This window comes from Kitasatospora sp. NPDC051853 (genome assembly GCF_044452665.1).
Lineage (GTDB): Bacteria > Actinomycetota > Actinomycetes > Streptomycetales > Streptomycetaceae > Kitasatospora.
The window spans coordinates 1-16,175 of sequence record NZ_JBITBY010000003.1 but is presented as its reverse complement, the minus strand read 5'-3'; the positions used below and the strand labels follow the sequence as shown (position 1 = coordinate 16,175).

Here is a 16,175-nt window from a genome sequence, read left to right as displayed (position 1 = left end):
GCGCAGTTCCCCGCGCCCCCGGTGGAACCACCTACGACAGAGCGCGAAGTGCCCGTGAGGCGATCTCGCGGCCGATCGGGAGCGAAGCGGTCGCCGCGGGCGAGGGGGCGTTGAGGACATGGACCGTGCGGCCCGAGCCGGCGAAGGCGAAGTCGTCGAGGAGGGTGCCGTCCGGGGCGACGGCCTGGGCGCGGACGCCGGCGGTGGCGGGGACGAGGTCGGCGGCGGTGACGGCGGGCAGGAGCCGCCGCACCGCGGTGGTGAAGGCCTTCTTGGAGAGCGAGCGGTGCAGCTCGCCGAGCTCGTAGCGCCAGTGCCGCCGGGCGATCTTCCAGGTGCCGGGGAAGCGGGCCGTCTCGGCCAGGTCGGGGAGGCTGACGGTGCGCCAGTCGTAGCCCTCGCGGGCCAGTGCCGGGACGGCGTTCGGGCCGACGTGGACGTCCCCGTGGACGCCCCGGGTCAGGTGGACGCCGAGGAAGGGGAAGGCCGGGTCCGGTACCGGGTAGACCAGTCCCCGCACCAACGACCGCCGGTGCGGGGCGAGTTCGTAGTACTCGCCGCGGAACGGCACGATCCGCACGCCCGGCTCGTCCCCGGCCAGCCGGGCGATCCGGTCGCTGTACAGGCCGGCGCAGTTGACCAGCACCTCGCAGTGCAGTTCGCGCCCGCCCGCGTGCAGGGTGAGGCCGTCGGCCCGGCGGTGCACCAGGGTGAGCGGGGTGGAGGTGAGCAGCTCGGCCCCGCCCTTGGCGGCCAGTTCGGCGTAGCGGCGGGCCACCGCCGGGAAGTCGCAGATGCCGGTGGTGCCGATGTGCAGTCCGGCGATGCCGGTGACCTCGGGCTCGTACGAGGCGATGCCGGCCCGGTCGAGCTCGGTGACGGGGATGCCGTTGGCCCGGCCGCGTTCGGCCAGGGCGGCCAGCCGGGGGAGCTCGTCGGCCCGGGTGGCGACGATCAGCTTGCCGGTGACCTCGTGGGCGATGCCCTGCTCACGGCAGAAGTCGACCATCGCGCTCGCGCCCTCGGTGGCGTACTTCGCCTTCAGGGAGCCGGGCTTGTAGTAGACGCCGCTGTGGATGACCCCGCTGTTGCGCCCGGTCTGGTGGGCGGCGAACTCCGGTTCCTTCTCCAGCAGCGCGACCCGCACGCCCGGCCGGGCCACGGTCAGCGCGTACGCGGTGGAGAGCCCGACGATTCCCCCGCCCACCACCACGACGTCGTACTTCTCGCTCATGAACCCGCCCCTCGGTCCCGCATCCGCCAGCCGACGAGCAGTCAACCTACTCCCAGGGCCAGCCGCTGTCCCGGCCTCGCTCCAAGAGCGGGATCAGGCCGAAGGCGGAGTCGCCCAGCCCGCCGAAGACGTGCCGGGCGCCGCCGCCGGACGGGGCGTAGCCGGTGGCGTACCCGGCCAGGTTCCAGGTGTAGACCGGGACTTCGGCGGGGACGGCGGCGAGCACGTTGCCGGGGGCGGCCTGCTCGTCGGTCAGGATCACCACCCTGTCGTGGCCGCGGTAGGTGCCCCGGACGGCCGCCGCGGTCTCGGTGCCGCCCAGCCAGCCGAAGCGCTCCACGATCCCGAGTACGCCCTCGCCGGGGGCGTACTCGACCCGCTGGTGGCCCGAGCCGAACTCGACCAGGTCGGCCTGCTCGGCGCGGAGCGCGAGGGCGGTGCCGAACAGGGCGGCGGAGTCGGCCCGGTTGAGCTCGGTCCGCTCGCTGAGCCGGTCGAACATCGAGCCCGAGCGGTCCACCAGGACCAGCGTCCGGCCGGGCAGCGCGGGCACGTTGGCCAGCGAGTGGCCGAGCGCGGTCTCCAGCGGGGCGCCCCAGCGGAAGACGGAGGCGTTGCGGTACGCGGCCAGGTAGCGGAACGGGAACTGCTTGGAGCGCCGCACCTCCACCGGGTCGGAGATCCGCCGGGCCACCTCGGCGGCGGCCTGCTCGCCGATGCCCGCCAGGTCGAAGTTGCGCAGGTTGCGGACCAGCGCCATCGGGCCCATCGACGGGATGACGGCCTCCCAGGCCGCCGCGTCCAGCGGGCCCTGCAGCCAGCCGGCCAGCGCCTCCCAGGTCATCCCGGCGGCGGCCAGCCGCTCGGCGCCACCGGGGGCGGTGACCAGCTCCCGCCGGCGCTCCACCGGAAGCCGCATCAACTCGTCGTTGGCGCGCAGCAGTTCGATCCCGGCGGGCGGCTCGGCGGTCTCCGGGCGGTGCCGCCGGTCCAGCGCGAAGCGGAACAGCTCGGACTGCCCGGGGCGCTTCGGATCCGGCACGGGGTGGGTCAACTCCAGCACGTCGCCGAAGCGGTACCCCTTGGAGGCGGTGTCGTACTTGAGCAGGGCCGGGGCGGTGTAGAGGCGGCGGACGGCGTCGGCCACGCCGCGCTTCAGCGGCTTGGGCAGGGCCCGGCCGTAGCGGGAGGTCCAGTAGGCCAGCAGCTCGCCGGGCTCGTCCGCCCGGCGCAGCACGGTCTCCACCACCTGCCGGGAGAAGCCGGGCGCACCGGCGTCCAGCCGGGCCCGGGTGAACTCGGCGGCGCCGACCAAGGCAGCGGTGCGCAGCCCGGCGCCGTAGCGGAGCCAGCGGAGCAGGGCCAGGGTCCACTCCGGATCGCTGACCGCCAGCCGGCGGACCAGCAGGGAGTAGCGGTCGTCCCGGTCGGCGGCCTGCTCGTAGAAGGAGCGCTGCCCGACCAGGTTGGCCACCGCGAGCAGGAACAGCTCGGAGCGTTCGTCCCGGAGGTGGCCGGTGCCGCCGTTGTGATTGGTCGTCAGCATCCCGGTGCTGGTGACCGGCGAGGCCGGACCGCGGGTCGGCACCTGGGGCCGCCGGAGGTTGAACCGGGACATGCTGGACTTCCTCACTCGCTCGAAGACGGAAACACCTCGGGGTGCCCGGTGCGGGCACCCCGAGGTGACGAGAGCGTCCAGAGGACAAGAGCGGCGGAGGTTCACCTGATGCTCTACCGGCTGAGCTACACCGCCGGAGCGGCAGCGGGACTCGAACCCGCGCCCATCAAGCCCGAAGTAGCCCCCACCTGCGCACCTGGACGAGTACGAGACTAACCGGGCGCCCGGGGTGGGGGCACGCGCTTTTACGCGGGGGCGACCAGCATCAGGCGGGCCCGTTCGGTGAGCTCGCGGACCCGGCGCTCCTCCTGGTGCGGCTCCAGGCGGCGGAGCAGCTCCAGCACGTACTCCCGGCTGCGCTGGGAGGAGATCCGCCCGGCCACGTCCACCGCCCGTTCGCCGGCGGCCACCGCCGCGTCCAGGTCACCGGCCTCGGCCTCGGCCATCGCGGAGACGATCAGGCGTAAGCCGTGCGAGCGGACGAACCCCTCGGTCGGCCGGGCCAGCGCCTCCCGGGTGAACTGACGGACCTTCGACAGCTCCCCGAGGTCCCGGAAGCACTCGGCGGCGTCGGCGGCCAGCCGGTCGTAGGCGTAGAAGTCGATCCAGGCCGGATCGGAGTCGCCCGCCCGCGCGCGCTCCAGGGCGCCCTCGGCGGCGGAGAGCGCCCCCGCGCAGGCGGCGGCGTTGCCGTTCCGGGCGTGGGCGCGGGCCTCCACCAGGTGGAAGAAGCTCATAGTGCGCGCGGTGGCCAGCCCCCGGTTGCGCTCCAGCGCGGCCTGCGCGAGGTCGACCGCCTCCTCGGCGAAGCCCCGGTAGCAGGCCTGCAGGCTCATCGAGGCCAGCACGTAGCCGCCGAGCGGCACGTCGGCGGCGGCCCGGGCCAGCCGCAGGGCCTGGATGTAGTACCGCTGGGCCGCCTCGTGCTGGCCGGTGTCGAAGGCCATCCACCCGGCCAGCCGGGTCAGTTCGGCCGTCGCGCCGAACAGCGCCCGGCCCACCGCGTCGCTGTACGAGCCGAGCAGCAGCGGCGCCGCCTCCACCCGCAGGCACTCCGGCACCATCGAGGAACGCCAGTCCCCGCCGCCGTACTTGGAGTCCCAGCGCCGGGCCTCCTGGGCCGCCTCGCGCAGCTTGGCCGCGTCCGAGTGCCCCACCCGGTAGCCCGACGGATCGGCCACCCCGGCCTCCCGGGCCACCGACCCGTCGGCCGGGGTGATCAGCCAGCGGGAGACCGGCGTCGCGTACGCCGAGACCGAGAACGTCCCGGCCAGGCTGTCGCTCCACCGCCCGCCGCCGGGCCCCCGGCGCAGTTCCAGGTCCACCCGCCACAGGTCGGTGGCCGAGCGCACCGCCTCCGGCACGTCGCGCGGGAACGCCAGCCCGAGCTCCGGCGCCGGGTCGGTGTCCCCCAGCCCGATCTCGTCCAGCGGCACCGGGCGGCCCAGCTTGGAGCCGATCGCGGTGGCGATCAGGTGCGGCACCGGCCCCTGCGGGATCATGCCCTTGCTGACCCAGCGGGCCACCGAGGTCTTGTCGTAACGGAGCGTCAGACCCCGCTGCGCCCCGAGGTCGTTGACCCTTCTGGCCAGGCCGGCGTTGCTGATCTGGGCGACGGTGAGCAGCGTCCCGAGCCGCTCGTTCGGCCCTCGTGAACTGGCGGTCATGGTGGCGGCGGCACCCCCTGGCGCGGTGCGGCGGGTCTGCGGACTGAGCGCGCCCGTGCACGGTGGCTTGATCGTGAACGGCGCGGAGGCCGTGGGTGGGTGGCGGACGGGGTGGCGTGCCCGCCGACGGCGTCCGGCGCGAGCCACTGCTTGCACCACCTAGCGTAGTCGTCCGGGTTCCGAGGGTTAAGAGTCCGGATTCCGGATGGCGGGATCGCGTGCCGCTCTACGGGTCGCGCAGGGGGGTGGTGCGCGGGCGCCGCAGCCCCCGCGGGGTCGTGCCGGACGGGCGTGCTCCGGTCCGGTGCAGACGTGCGCCCGGCTGTGCCCCCTGGCCCGATGGGCTGGTCGGCGATTCGCTGGGGGCTGTGGGTCGGCCCGTCGTCGAGGACCCGGCGGGCCGGGGGACACCTCCGCCGACATCCCCGCGGGCGGGGGTGGGGTCCGGGAGGGCATGCGGATGCCCTCCCGGGCGGGGTGACGCATTTCGGCCATTCCGCGATGCCCACGTCAACGGACGGCCCGGGCCCCGGAGGGGAAGGCCCGGTCCGTCCGCACGGCACCCGGCAGGGCAGTGACCTCGGGGGCGCGAGGAACTGCGCGAATCGGAAGGCGGCCCAGGGCCAGGTCGGGGCAGGCGAGCCAGTTGCACGTGGTGCCGTTCCCCCGCGCGCAGTTCCTCGCGCCCCCGGTGTGACCACCCGCCGTTCCTGACGGTCCGTCTACTGACGTAAGTCCCGTGAGCCCGTGGGGAGATGGTGGCACGATGGCCTCCGGAGGCTTCGGGCTGACGGGAGGCGCGATGCGGTGGCTCACGGGGTGGTGCGGGAGCGCGCCCGGGCCGGGGCTGGGCGCGGTGCGCCCGATCGCCGCCACCGTGCTCTGGCCCGGCGTCAGCCCGCTCTGGGCGGTGGGTGACTGGCGCCCGGACGAGATCCGGCTGGTGACGCTGCGCCCGGGGGCGCAGGCCGTGGTCACCACCGGTCCGCCGCCCGCCGACCCCGCGGCGGAGCCGCCCGGCACCGCCCGCCTCGCCGTCCTCGGCCGCTGCGGCGCCTCCGACGCCGAACTCGCCGCCGGCCTCGCCACCGCCCGCGGCGGCGCCGTCCGCCACCTCACCACCTGGCCCGGCAGCTACACGGCGGTGCTCCGCACCGGCCCCCGTTCCACCGTGCTGCTCACCGACCTGGCCGGCGTCCTGCCGGTGTTCCACACCCCGTACGAGGGCGGCACCGCCTACGCCACGGCCGCCCTCCCACTGGCCGACCTGGTGGGTGCGCCGCTGGACACCGGCCACCTGGCGGCCCGGCTGGCCTGCCCGGAGTCGCCCGAGGCGCTCGGCGAGTCCACGCCGTACCTGGGGGTGCGGCGGGTGCCGCCCGGTCACCTGCTCGGGATCCGCAACGGAAGGGCGCACGTCACCGGCTACGAGCCGGAGCAGGGCGGCGCACCGACCCCGCGTGAGGAAGCGCCCGCGGTCCGGGAGTTGACCCGCGCGCTGCTGGAATCGGTCCGCTGCCGGGTCCGCGCCTCCCGGGGCGGCACCGGAAGGCCCCGGCTCGGGGCGGACCTCTCGTACGGCACCGGTTCGGCCACCGTGGCCCTGCTGGCCGCCGCCGTGCCGATCGCCCCCGCCCCCGAGGGGCCGCCGCAGCCCCGGCCGGACGACACCCCCGCGCCCAGGAACGGTGCGGTGAAGGGCTCCTGGGCCCGCCCGCCGGGCCGCCGCCCCGGCCCGGCCGCGCCCGAACGCCTCACCGCGGTGACCCTCCCCGAGGAGGGCCCGACCGGGGCCGAGCTGGAACTGCCCCGGCTGCGGCAGCTGTTGGTGCCCTCGCCGCTCCCGTACGCGGAGCTGGCCGGGCTCGCCGGAGCCGGCGGGGTGCCGCCCGGGCCGCTCACCGACGAACCCGGCACCGCCCTGGTCGCCGCCGCCCGGCTGGGCCACCGCTTCGAGGCCGGCGGTGCCGACCACCTCACCGGCTACGGGGCCCGCCAGGTGTTGGACGGCCATCCGGCCCGGCTCGCCGACCTGGTCAGGGCCGGCCGGGCCCGGCGGCTGGCCGCCCCGGTCGCCGCCCTGACCGGGGCCGAACGGGCAGCGGCCACCGGCGCGTTCGGCACCCTGCGCACGCCCCTCACCGTCTGGCGCGCCGCCCACCGGCTGGCCCGCGCCCGGTATGCGGAGGCCCTGGACGACGCGGCGGTCCGGCTGACGGTCCGTCACCGGTCGGCCGGGGGCGGCCCCGGCGAACGGTCGGCCGCCGAGCTGGCCTGGTGCGTTCCCGGCCCGGCCGCCCGCTGGCTCTCCGACGACGCCCTCTCCGCCGTCGCCCTCCGCCTCCGGCTGGCCGCCCGCGGCCCCGTCCCCGCCGAACCGCCCGGCGCCCGCCGGGCCCGGCAGGCCCTGCACCGGCACGCCGCCGAGTACCGCACCCTGCTGCACGCCGCCGAACAGCAGGGCCAGCGCCTGCACGCCCCCTTCCTGGACAACCAGGTGGTCCGGGCCGCCCGCCTGCTCCCCGACGAGACCCGCCTCCAGCCCGGCGCCCGGCACGCCCTGCTCCGCGCCGTCCTGGCCGGCGCCACCCGCACCGACCTGCCCCCGGGCTGGGGCCCCCGCCCCGACCGCACCACCGCCGACCTGGCCGGGCTCCACCTGGCCGCGGACGGCCTCGCCGAACTCTTCCGCGCCCCGCTCCTCGCCGAGGCCGGCCTCATCGACCTCCCCGCCGTCCACGCCGCCCTCGCCTCCCTCGGCCCCCGCGCCACCGACCTCCCGCCCGACACCGTCGCGGGCCTCGCCGAGCTGGTCTCCACTGAGCTCTGGCTCCGCCGCATCCACGCCCGCCGCCACGGCTCCGCCTGGACCGGCCTCCCCCTCCCGCACCGCCCAGCCCTCGCCAGGCCTGCCTGACGAACGTGGCTGCGCCTCCGGGGGCGCGAGGAACTGCGCGAACCGGAAGGCGGCCCAGTGCGAGATCGGGGCAGGCGAGCCAGTTGCAGCGCGTGCCGTCCCCCCGCGCGCAGTTCCCCGCGCCCCCGGTGCAACCACCTCGCGCCGTCCGCGGGTTTGGCCGGCTGACGGGCCATCATGGGGGAGTGTCGAGTGCGGAGAAGGTGACGGCCCCCGAGAGCCTGCCGGTGTCCGGGGAGGTGCCCGTCGGTGATCCGCCCGGGGTGCTGGCGGCGTGCGACGGATCGGACGGCTCGCTCTGGGCGCTCGACCGGGCGATGACCGAGGCGGAGCTGTTCGGCCTGCCGCTGTACGTGCTGGCGGTGGTGAACCCGTCCCCGACCGGTTACCCGCCGGGGATGGTCGAGCTGGTGCAGGAGAGCATCGAGCGCCTCTCGGCGAGCATGGCCGACGGCCTGCGCCGCTCCGTCGCCACCGTCGAGTCCTCCCGTGGCCGCCCGTTCCGGGGCACCCTCACCCTCCACGTGGTGCTCGGCAATGTCGTCGAGCTGCTGCTCCGCTGCACCCGGGGCCAGCACACCCTGGTGCTCGGCACCCGCGGCAACGGCGGCTTCAGCCGCCTGCTCCTCGGCTCGGTGAGCACCGCCGCCGTCCACCACGCCGCCTGCCCGGTCCTGGTCGTCCCGGCCCCGCCCGCCGTCACCCGCTGACGCGGGTTCAGCCCCGCCGCAGCAGCCCCCGCCTGGGCGGGTCCGGCAGCCGCAGTTCCGCGACGTGCTCCAGCTCCGCGACGGAGATCCGCAGGAAGTAGGTGTGCACCGTGTAGGACTCGCTGTTCTTGTTCCACTCGCCCGGGTGGCTCACCTCGACCAGCCACCGCTCCGGGGACTCCCGGTACACCACCCGCCCCGCGTGCTCCCGGTCGTAGATGCCGACGTGCCGGGTCCGGCTCTGCTCCTCGGCCGCGGTGAGGGCCGCTTCCCGGTCCCCGTCCACGGCGATCCGCGGCAGGAACTCCCGCTCCCCGTACTGCCCGTACTCCACGATCACGTACCAGCTCCCCATGCCCGTCACCCTAGGGTCCCGGTGAGCGCCGTCACAGCCCCTCCGCCCGGGAATCAGGACAGCTTGGTTGATAGTTCACCTTTCCGTCCCCCGAACATCCGGAGCAGCAGGAGAGTCATGAAGGTCGAGATCTGGTCGGACATCGCGTGCCCGTGGTGCTTCGTCGGCAAGCGTCGCTTCGAGCAGGCGCTGGACCGCTTCGAGGGCAAGGACGGCGTCGAGATCGTCTACCGGCCGTACCAGCTGGTGCCGGACGCCCCCGCGACCGCCTCGCCGCACCGCGAGTGGCTGGCCGAGCGCTACGGCCCGCAGTCCGTGGCGATGGACGCCCGGGTGACCGAGCTGGGGAGGACCGAGGGGATCACCTTCGACTTCGACACCGCGCTGCACGCCAACACCCTGCTCGGCCACCGCCTGCTGCACCTGGCCGAGACCGAGTACGGCGCCGAGGTGCAGGGCGTGCTCAAGGAGGCCCTGCTCAAGGCGCACTTCAGCGACGGCGTGGACGTCGGCGACCGCGCGGCGCTCACCGACGTCGCGGCCGCCGCCGGCCTGGACCGCGACCGGGTGGCCGCCTACCTGGCCGGGGACGAGGGCGCCGAGGAGGTCCGCGCGCAGATCGCCGAGGGCCGCGAGCTCGGCATCTCCGCCGTGCCGACCTTCGTCTTCGAGGGCAAGTGGGCCGTCCAGGGCGGCCAGGAGGCCGACACCTTCCTGCGGGTCCTGGAGCAGGTCGCCGCCGAGACGGCCACCGAGACGCCCGCCGGTGCCGTCTGCGACGACGACAGCTGCGCGGTCTGACCACCCGTCAGGCGGGGCCCGCCACCGCCCGGATCAGCTGCAGCTGATCCGGGCGTTCGCCCAACTGGCCAGGTCGACCAGGCCCCAGCCACCGGAGTCCGGCCTGGCGACCAGGCGGAACGAGCGCTGCCCGGTGAGGTCGGCGGTGACCGGTACGGCGCGGTCGCCCGGCACCAGCGGGCCGGAGCGCCAGAGCACCGTGCCGTCCCCGCCCTCCACCGAGAGGCGGACCGTGCCGAACCGCAGGCCGCCGTCCTCCAGCCCGGCCATCGCGCGGAACGAGGTGCAGCTCCGGTTCAGGTCCACCGTGACCTGCGCGGGCACCCGGACGCTCAGCCCGCGCTGGTAGCGGGTGCCGCCGATCCACAGGCCGGTGCGCTGCCAGACCCAGCCGCCGCCCCGGCGGATGGTCGGGGTCGGCGGCACGTCGCGGTGCCCGCCGGGCGGGGCGAACGGCAGGTCGTCGGCCCAGAAGTCGAAGACGGTGGGCCTGCTCGGCGTCGGTGTCGGCACCGGCGGAGGGGTGGGCGTCGGCGGCGGGGTGACCACCGGGGGCTCCGGCGGGGTCGGCGTCGGGGCCGGGGGCGGCGTGGGCCGCTCCGGCGTGGGGCTCGGGCTCGGCGTGGGGCTCGGTGACGGGGTCGGCGAGGGAGCCGGCCTCACCGGGGCGGGCGGGGCCGGAGGGGCGGGCGTCGGGCTCGCCGGGCGGGTGGGCGTCGGGGTCGGCTCCTCCGGGGGTTCCGGCGTCGGCGGGGCCGGCACCGGCCGGGGCGTCTGCGGCGCGGGCGCGGCCGGCGGCGCGGCGGGCGTCGAGACGGCCGGCGCGGCCACCGGGCGCTTCGGCTCGGGCGCGCCGGTGAAGGCGTACGCGGCCACCGCCGCCGCGACCACGGCGATCCCGGCCGCGATCCCGGCCTTGGCGGCCGTCCCCAGCCCCTCGCCCGCGGCGGCCCCGGCCCCGGAGCCGCCGGAAGCCGCACCCGCCCCGGCCCCCGCACCCGCGCTCGTCCCCCCGGTCGCGGCGGCTCCCGCCACCACCCCGGCGCCGACCGCGCCGACCCCCACCGCCGCCGCGGCGGCGGTGAAGTACCCGGCCCCGACCCAGACCAGCACGCCGCCGGGCAGGACCGCCCGCAGGCCGGTGTTGATCTCGGTCAGCTCCAGGTAGGCCGCCGTGCAGCGGTCGCACTCCTGGACGTGGCGCCCGACCTCGGCCGAGGCGCGCTTGCGCAGCGAGCCGCGCGCGTAGGCGCCGAGCCGGTTGGCGTAGGCCTCGCAGTCCCGGTCCTGACTGCCCGACACATGGGCCTGGAGGAAGGCCGCGGCCAGCCGGTCCCGGGCCCGGTGGGCCTGCACGGCGGTGGCGTTGGCGGTCTTGCCGAGCATCACCGCGACGGTCTTCGGCGACTCCCGCTCGACCTCGGTGTGCCAGAGCACCACCCGGTCGTCCTCGGGGAGTTCGGCGTAGGCCTGCATCACCATCCGCTGGTCGGCCATCGCCATCGCCCAGGTGTCCGCGCCCGGGTCGGCCAGGTCCAGGTCGATGGTGGCGGCCGAGGTCTTGGCGAACGTGCTGAAGTCGTCGACCAGTTGCTCGCGGCGCTCGCTGCGCGCCCAGGCGGCGGCCACGTTGCGCACGGCCGTCAGCAGGTAGGCGCGGACCGCGAACTCCGGCCCCTTGCCCGCCCGCAGGGCCTGCAGGGTGCGGGCGAAGACCTCGCCGGCCAGGTCCTCGGCGGTGAAGCTGTCCCGGCAGCAGGTCCGGGCGTAGCGGCGCACCGAGTCGGCGTGCCGCCGGTAGATCTCCTCGTACGCGGTGTCGTCCCCGGCCCGCACCAGTGCCGTCAACTCGGCGTCGGAGGGCGGCCGTTCCCCGTCCACCGGATCGGCCGGGGCGGGCACCACCGGGCGGGCCGGCGGCTCCCCGGGCACGCCCATGAAGGCCTCCGGGGTGACCCCGCCCTGTCCGGCGGCGGCCTGCCCGGGCACCCGGCCCGGGGGCACGGCGGCGGCCCGGCCACCGGGCAGCGACTCGCGGATGGGGGCCCCGCCCTGGTCCGGCACCTGGCCGGGCGCGTCGAGCCCGTGGCCGTGCTCGTTCTGCTCCTCGGCGCTCAACGTGCCTCCCACCGGGCCGGGGTACGCCCCGGGACCGTCCGACCGACCACGGTGACCGTCCGGCGCGCCGACCCGGCGCGGACCGCGGCCACGGCCGGGCGAACGGCGCGCAACGGGACAATGGCTCCAACCACGGCCAAAGAATGGCATAGCGGAGCGGGCACGGGAAGCCGCACCCGTCCGGACCCACCCGTACGGGCACCGCCGGCGGTCCGGGGCCGGAAGGCCTCCCGGCCCCGGACCGAACGGCAGGACACCTGGTCAGTACGGGTGCCGACCGCTCAGCGGGCCCGCAGCCCGTGCAGCAGGATCTGCAACAGCCGCTCCGCCGGGGCGTCCTGGGGTTGACCCTCGTCCGCCCCGGTCTCGGCACCCTCCTCGCGCGCGGTCCTGGCGTGCACCGGCACGGCGGCGGTGAGCACCAGCACCACGTCCGCGACGGTCACCCCCGGCCGCAGCTCGCCGGCCGCACCCGCCCGGGCCACCAACGCGGCCAGCAGGTGCAGCAGCTGACGCGGGTCCGCGTCCCCGGCCGGCTCCGCGGCGCGGTGCGCCGACGGCTGCTCCGTCCCGTACGCCCCGGAACCCTCGGTGCGGCGCAGCTGCTCCGGCACCTGCGGCTCGGCCGCGTCCCGGAAGGTGGCCAGCTCCTCCGCGTAGCGGAACGCCGAGGGCGGCAGCAGCCGCCCGGCGCCGGAGCCGACCGCCCGGGAGAGGTACCCGGCCAGCGCCTCCCACGGGCCGGAGCCGCCGTACAGCGACTCCTTCGCCTGCGCGGTCAGCCAGGCCACCTCCTCGGCGGCGATCCGCTGGACCAGCACCTCCTTGCTAGGGAAGCGCCGGTAGACGGTGCCCACGCCGACCCCGGCGCGACGGGCGACCTCCTCCATCGGGGCCCCGTAGCCGAGCTCGCCGAAGACCTGGCGGGCGGCGCGCAGCACGCTCTCCAGGTTCCGCCGGGCGTCCACCCGCAGCCGGGCCGCGCCCGAGGGCTCCTCGGGCGCGGTGTAGCTCTCCCGGGCACCCGGTCCGCGCTGCTCCGGCACCACCCCGGCAGCGCCGCGGTCCGCCGCTAGTGGCACGGGCAGCCCCAGCAGTTGTTCCTGATCAGTCATGACAACCTCCCCCGAAGGCGCCCGGACGGGCGCCACACAGTCCGGCCGCTCGGGCACCCCCCAGGTGCACGGCGGTGCCCGAGCAGGACGGTGCCGCCCCGGATCGGGCGGACTTCCGCACCAACCTTCCCCGGTCGGGCCCACTGCAGTCGGACAGCTCCACGGGGCCGGTACCTGCCCGGCCCAACGCACAATCCGACCATAGTTCAAGGAAGTTCGCGGCAGAAGTGGACCTAAAGGCCCGGATGACGGCAAATCCCGGCCACCTGCGGTCCACCTGGCGGTCCACTCCGCGGCCGGTTTCCACCACCCGATCCGGTACGGCCTGTGGACAAGACACCACCCGACAGGGCGTCATGGAGGACGCGGCCGGGCGGGCCCGGCCGCCCACCCGCGCTCACACCGGAAAGAGGTGGCCCCATCAGGATCCTGATCGTCGGCGGCGGCTGCGCCGGAACCGCCACCGCCCTGCGCCTGCAACAGCTGCTCAAGGCCGAACTCCGCGACGGCCGGGCCGAGATCACCCTGGTGGAGCCCCGGCCCTACCTCACCTACCAGCCGCTGCTGGCCGAGGTCGCGGCCGGCTCGGTCGACCCCCGCCACGTGGTGGTGCCGCTGCGCCGCCTGCTGACGGAGTGCCGGGTGCTCACCTCCCGGGTGGTCCGGATCGAGCACGCCGAACGCCGGGTCACGCTCACCCCGGTCGACCGGGACGGCGCCGTCGAACTCACCGAACTCCCGTACGACGTCCTGGTGGTGGCCCCCGGCTCGGTCTCCCGCACCGCCCCCGTCCCCGGCCTGGCCGCACACGGCCTCGGCTTCGCCACCGTCGGCGAGGCGGTCGCCCTGCGCAACCACGTGCTGGAACAGCTCGACCTGGCCTCCACCACCCGGGACCCCGAGCTCCGCCAGTCCGCCCTGACCTTCGTCTTCGTCGGCGCCGGCTACGCCGGGGTCGGAGCCCTGGCCGAACTGGAGGACATGGCCCGGTACGCCGCCAAGGGCTACCACAACCTCCAGCCCGAGGACCTGCGCTGGGTCCTGGTCGAGGCCCGCGACCGGATCCTCCCCGAGGAACCGCCCGAGCTCGCCGACCTCACCCTGGCCGAGCTGCGCGAACGCTCCGTCGACGTCCGCCTCTCCACCACCCTGGACTCCGCCGCCGACCGCCTGATGACCCTCTCCGACGGCAGCCGCTTCTGCGCCCGCACCCTGGTCTGGACGGCCGGCGTCCGCCCCGCCCCGCTGCTGCGCGACTCCGACCTCCCGCTCGACCGGCACGGCCGGGTGCGCTGCCTGCCCACCCTCCAGGCCGCCGGACCTGACGGAGTCGCGGTGAATGACCTCTGGGCCGCCGGCGACTGCGCCTCCGTCCCCGACCCGACCGCACCCGAGCGCCTCGGCCACCCCGCCGACTGCGCCCCCAACGCCCAGCACGCCGTCGCCCAGGCCACCCTGCTGGCCGAGAACCTGGCCGCCGCCCTGACCGGCGGTCCCCTGACGCCCTACCAGCCGGGCCGGGCCGGCTGCTCCACCTCCCTCGGGCTGCGCCGCGCGGTCGCCCACACCAGCCGGGGCGGCCGGCTCACCGGCCGCCGGGCCTGGTGGCTGCACCGCGCCCGCCACCTGCGGGGTCTGCCCAGCACCGAACGGCGGATAAGGGTGCTCACGGGCTGGCTGCTCGGCGGGCTGTTCAGCCGGGAGGTCGTCTCGCTGGGCGCGGTCGAACACCCCCGCTCGGAGTTCGAGGCGGGCTTCAAGCCGTGACGGGGACGGTCCGCTCCGGGGCGGCTCCTGGCGCAGTACGTCCCACAAGGTGGGACGAAACACCCCGCAATGGTCGTACGACTTCCGGAATCGCACCCCGGCCTGACAGGATCAGCCCGTCCGGACCATCACGCCGAGTGCACTGCCGAGCACACGATGTGATGATCCGTCAGAAACTCGCTCGGGAACTCGTTCGGGAACTCGCGGACCCGTCGAGCTGGCCCCCCGAAGGAACGGCCGTCGCTTGAACCTCATGCGCTGGAGCGCCAGGCTCACCGGAGCAGCCTGGCGTCCCGCCCCGCCCCCCGCGCCCGGCGAGCCGCTCAACCTGCCCGCCCCGCGCGAACCCGGCGTGCCCGGCGCCCTGCTCGACCTGCGCGAGATCCACGAGCTCTACGACCTGCGGAACGTCCTCGGCCGCCTCCCCGCCCCGGTCGCCGTCACCTACGGCCCCCTCCACCAGCTCGGCTACGCCAACCGCGCCTACCGCGACCTCTTCGGCGACCGCCCACCCGGCCTCCCCGCCGTCGAGGCCCTCCCCGAGCTGGCCGGCCTCGGCGTCCTCCCCCTGATGGACCAGGCCCTCCGCAGCGGCCGCCCCCGCAGCGTCAAGGCCCGCCGGATCATCGGCCTCGACGGCAGCCGCTACTACAACGTCTCCTGCGTCCCGCTCGGCAGCGAGGGCGGCACCGACCCGGCCGCGGCAGCGGCCGCCGCCTCGGCCGCCCTGGTCGGCGCCGGCCCGGCCCCCCTCGGCACCGGCGACGGCCCCGGCGCCCACGACGACGCGGTCCGCCACCCCGTCGGCGTCCTGGTCTACGCCGCCGAGGTCACCGACCAGGTCCTCGCCGCCACCCGCCTGCGCGAGGCCGAGAGCCGCCAGCGCGAAGCCGCCGTCACCCTCCAGCGCAGCCTCCTCCCGCAGAAGCTCGAACAGCCCGCCGGCCTCACCGTCGCCGCCACCTACCAACCCGGCGGCGCCGAGGCCGCCGTCGGCGGCGACTGGTACGACGTCATCGGCCTCGGCGGCGGCCGCACCGCCCTGGTCATCGGCGACGTCATGGGCCGCGGCCTGCGCGCCGCCGCCGTGATGGGCCAGCTCCGCACCGCCGTCCGCGCCTACGCCCGCCTCGACCTCCCCCCGCACGAGGTGATGACCCTCCTCGACGGCCTCGCCATGGAGATCGACGCCAACCAGATCGCCACCTGCACCTACGCCGTCTGGGACCAGGCCCCCGCCACCCTCGTCTACGCCTCCGCCGGCCACCTCCCCCTCCTCCTCCGCAGCCCCGACGGCACCGTCCTCAGAGGAGAGGAACAGAACGGCCCCCCACTCGGCACCGGCGGCGGCACCCACCTCTCCCACACCCTCCGCCTCCTCCCCGGCACCACCGGCGTCCTCTATACGGACGGCCTGGTCGAACGCCGCGACGAGGACATCGACCACGGCATCGACCAGCTGGCCCACACCCTGGCCGGCGCCGTCGGCAGCCCCGACGTGGTCTGCGCCCGCCTGCTCCGCACCATGGGCGTCACCACCGAGCACGACGACGACGTCGCGATCCTGGCCTTCCAGGTCCCCGCGGACCGCCCCTCCCCGGGTTGACGTTGCCCTCGCAGAGGTCTAGTGTTCTTCGAGCTGCCTGACAGGGAGAACCGGACGCGCGCTCTGCACGGACGGTCCCGGGGGAGCCAATCCTTGGAACACCACCTCTGAATCAGTGCTGCCCCGTGCTCTTTTGCGGGGTGGGTCTATTTGGCGTGTGCGTTTATATGGATTGCGGCTGGATTCGCTTTTCGGAGCGGGGATCGGCTAAGGTTTGAAACGTCGGACAGGCCGTCAGGTCGCGGAAGACGCAAGCGAGTTGGACGA

The 16,175-nt window shown here is 75.8% G+C and carries 10 protein-coding genes and 1 pseudogene; 5 read left to right on the top strand and 6 right to left on the bottom strand.

The features are described 5' to 3' along the window. Positions 1-31: 31 nt before the first annotated feature. The 3 genes from lhgO to ACIA8O_RS09095 form a co-directional block, all read right to left on the bottom strand. Positions 32-1,234, bottom strand: a complete 1,203-nt coding sequence (gene lhgO, locus ACIA8O_RS09105; protein ID WP_396292971.1) for an L-2-hydroxyglutarate oxidase — start codon at positions 1,232-1,234, stop codon at positions 32-34. A gap of 46 nt (positions 1,235-1,280) precedes the next feature. Beyond that, a complete protein-coding gene (locus tag ACIA8O_RS09100; RefSeq protein ID WP_396292970.1) occupies positions 1,281-2,852 on the bottom strand; it encodes a TROVE domain-containing protein in 1,572 nt (523 codons plus the stop codon). 245 nt (positions 2,853-3,097) lie between these two features. Beyond that, positions 3,098-4,519, bottom strand: coding sequence for an MFS transporter (locus ACIA8O_RS09095; protein ID WP_396292969.1), 1,422 nt, complete (start codon positions 4,517-4,519; stop codon positions 3,098-3,100). Positions 4,520-5,321: 802 nt separating this feature from the next. Between ACIA8O_RS09095 and ACIA8O_RS09090 the strand changes: the two genes are divergently transcribed. Both ACIA8O_RS09090 and ACIA8O_RS09085 read left to right on the top strand, forming a co-directional pair. Then, positions 5,322-7,436 (top strand): asparagine synthase-related protein, encoded by a 2,115-nt coding sequence (locus ACIA8O_RS09090; protein WP_396292968.1) that lies wholly within the window; start codon positions 5,322-5,324, stop codon positions 7,434-7,436. Between the two features lie 185 nt (positions 7,437-7,621). After that, a complete protein-coding gene (locus ACIA8O_RS09085; RefSeq protein ID WP_396292967.1) occupies positions 7,622-8,146 on the top strand; it encodes a universal stress protein in 525 nt (174 codons plus the stop codon). A 7-nt stretch (positions 8,147-8,153) separates the two neighbouring features. Here ACIA8O_RS09085 and ACIA8O_RS09080 read toward each other — a convergent pair whose 3' ends face one another. After that, a complete protein-coding gene (locus ACIA8O_RS09080) occupies positions 8,154-8,501 on the bottom strand; it encodes a hypothetical protein (RefSeq protein ID WP_396292966.1) in 348 nt (115 codons plus the stop codon). A 117-nt stretch (positions 8,502-8,618) separates the two neighbouring features. On the opposite strand from ACIA8O_RS09080, the gene ACIA8O_RS09075 reads away from it, so the two are divergent. Beyond that, a complete protein-coding gene (locus tag ACIA8O_RS09075; RefSeq protein ID WP_396292965.1) occupies positions 8,619-9,302 on the top strand; it encodes a DsbA family oxidoreductase in 684 nt (227 codons plus the stop codon). A gap of 33 nt (positions 9,303-9,335) precedes the next feature. On the opposite strand, the gene ACIA8O_RS09070 is transcribed toward ACIA8O_RS09075, so the two are convergent. Then, the gene (locus ACIA8O_RS09070; RefSeq protein WP_396292964.1) at positions 9,336-11,432 is read right to left on the bottom strand and encodes a sigma-70 family RNA polymerase sigma factor; all 2,097 of its coding nucleotides are present in this window, start codon (positions 11,430-11,432) and stop codon (positions 9,336-9,338) included. A 269-nt stretch (positions 11,433-11,701) separates the two neighbouring features. Continuing rightward, positions 11,702-12,535 (bottom strand): TetR/AcrR family transcriptional regulator, encoded by an 834-nt coding sequence (locus tag ACIA8O_RS09065; protein WP_396292963.1) that lies wholly within the window; start codon positions 12,533-12,535, stop codon positions 11,702-11,704. 327 nt (positions 12,536-12,862) lie between these two features. On the opposite strand from ACIA8O_RS09065, the gene ACIA8O_RS09060 reads away from it, so the two are divergent. Together ACIA8O_RS09060 and ACIA8O_RS09055 are read left to right on the top strand one after the other, a co-directional pair. Beyond that, a complete protein-coding gene (locus ACIA8O_RS09060) occupies positions 12,863-14,302 on the top strand; it encodes an FAD-dependent oxidoreductase (protein WP_396292962.1) in 1,440 nt (479 codons plus the stop codon). Positions 14,303-14,546: 244 nt separating this feature from the next. Further along, positions 14,547-15,887 (top strand): annotated as a pseudogene (locus tag ACIA8O_RS09055) (PP2C family protein-serine/threonine phosphatase); the annotation flags it as partial. Positions 15,888-16,175 lie beyond the last annotated feature (288 nt).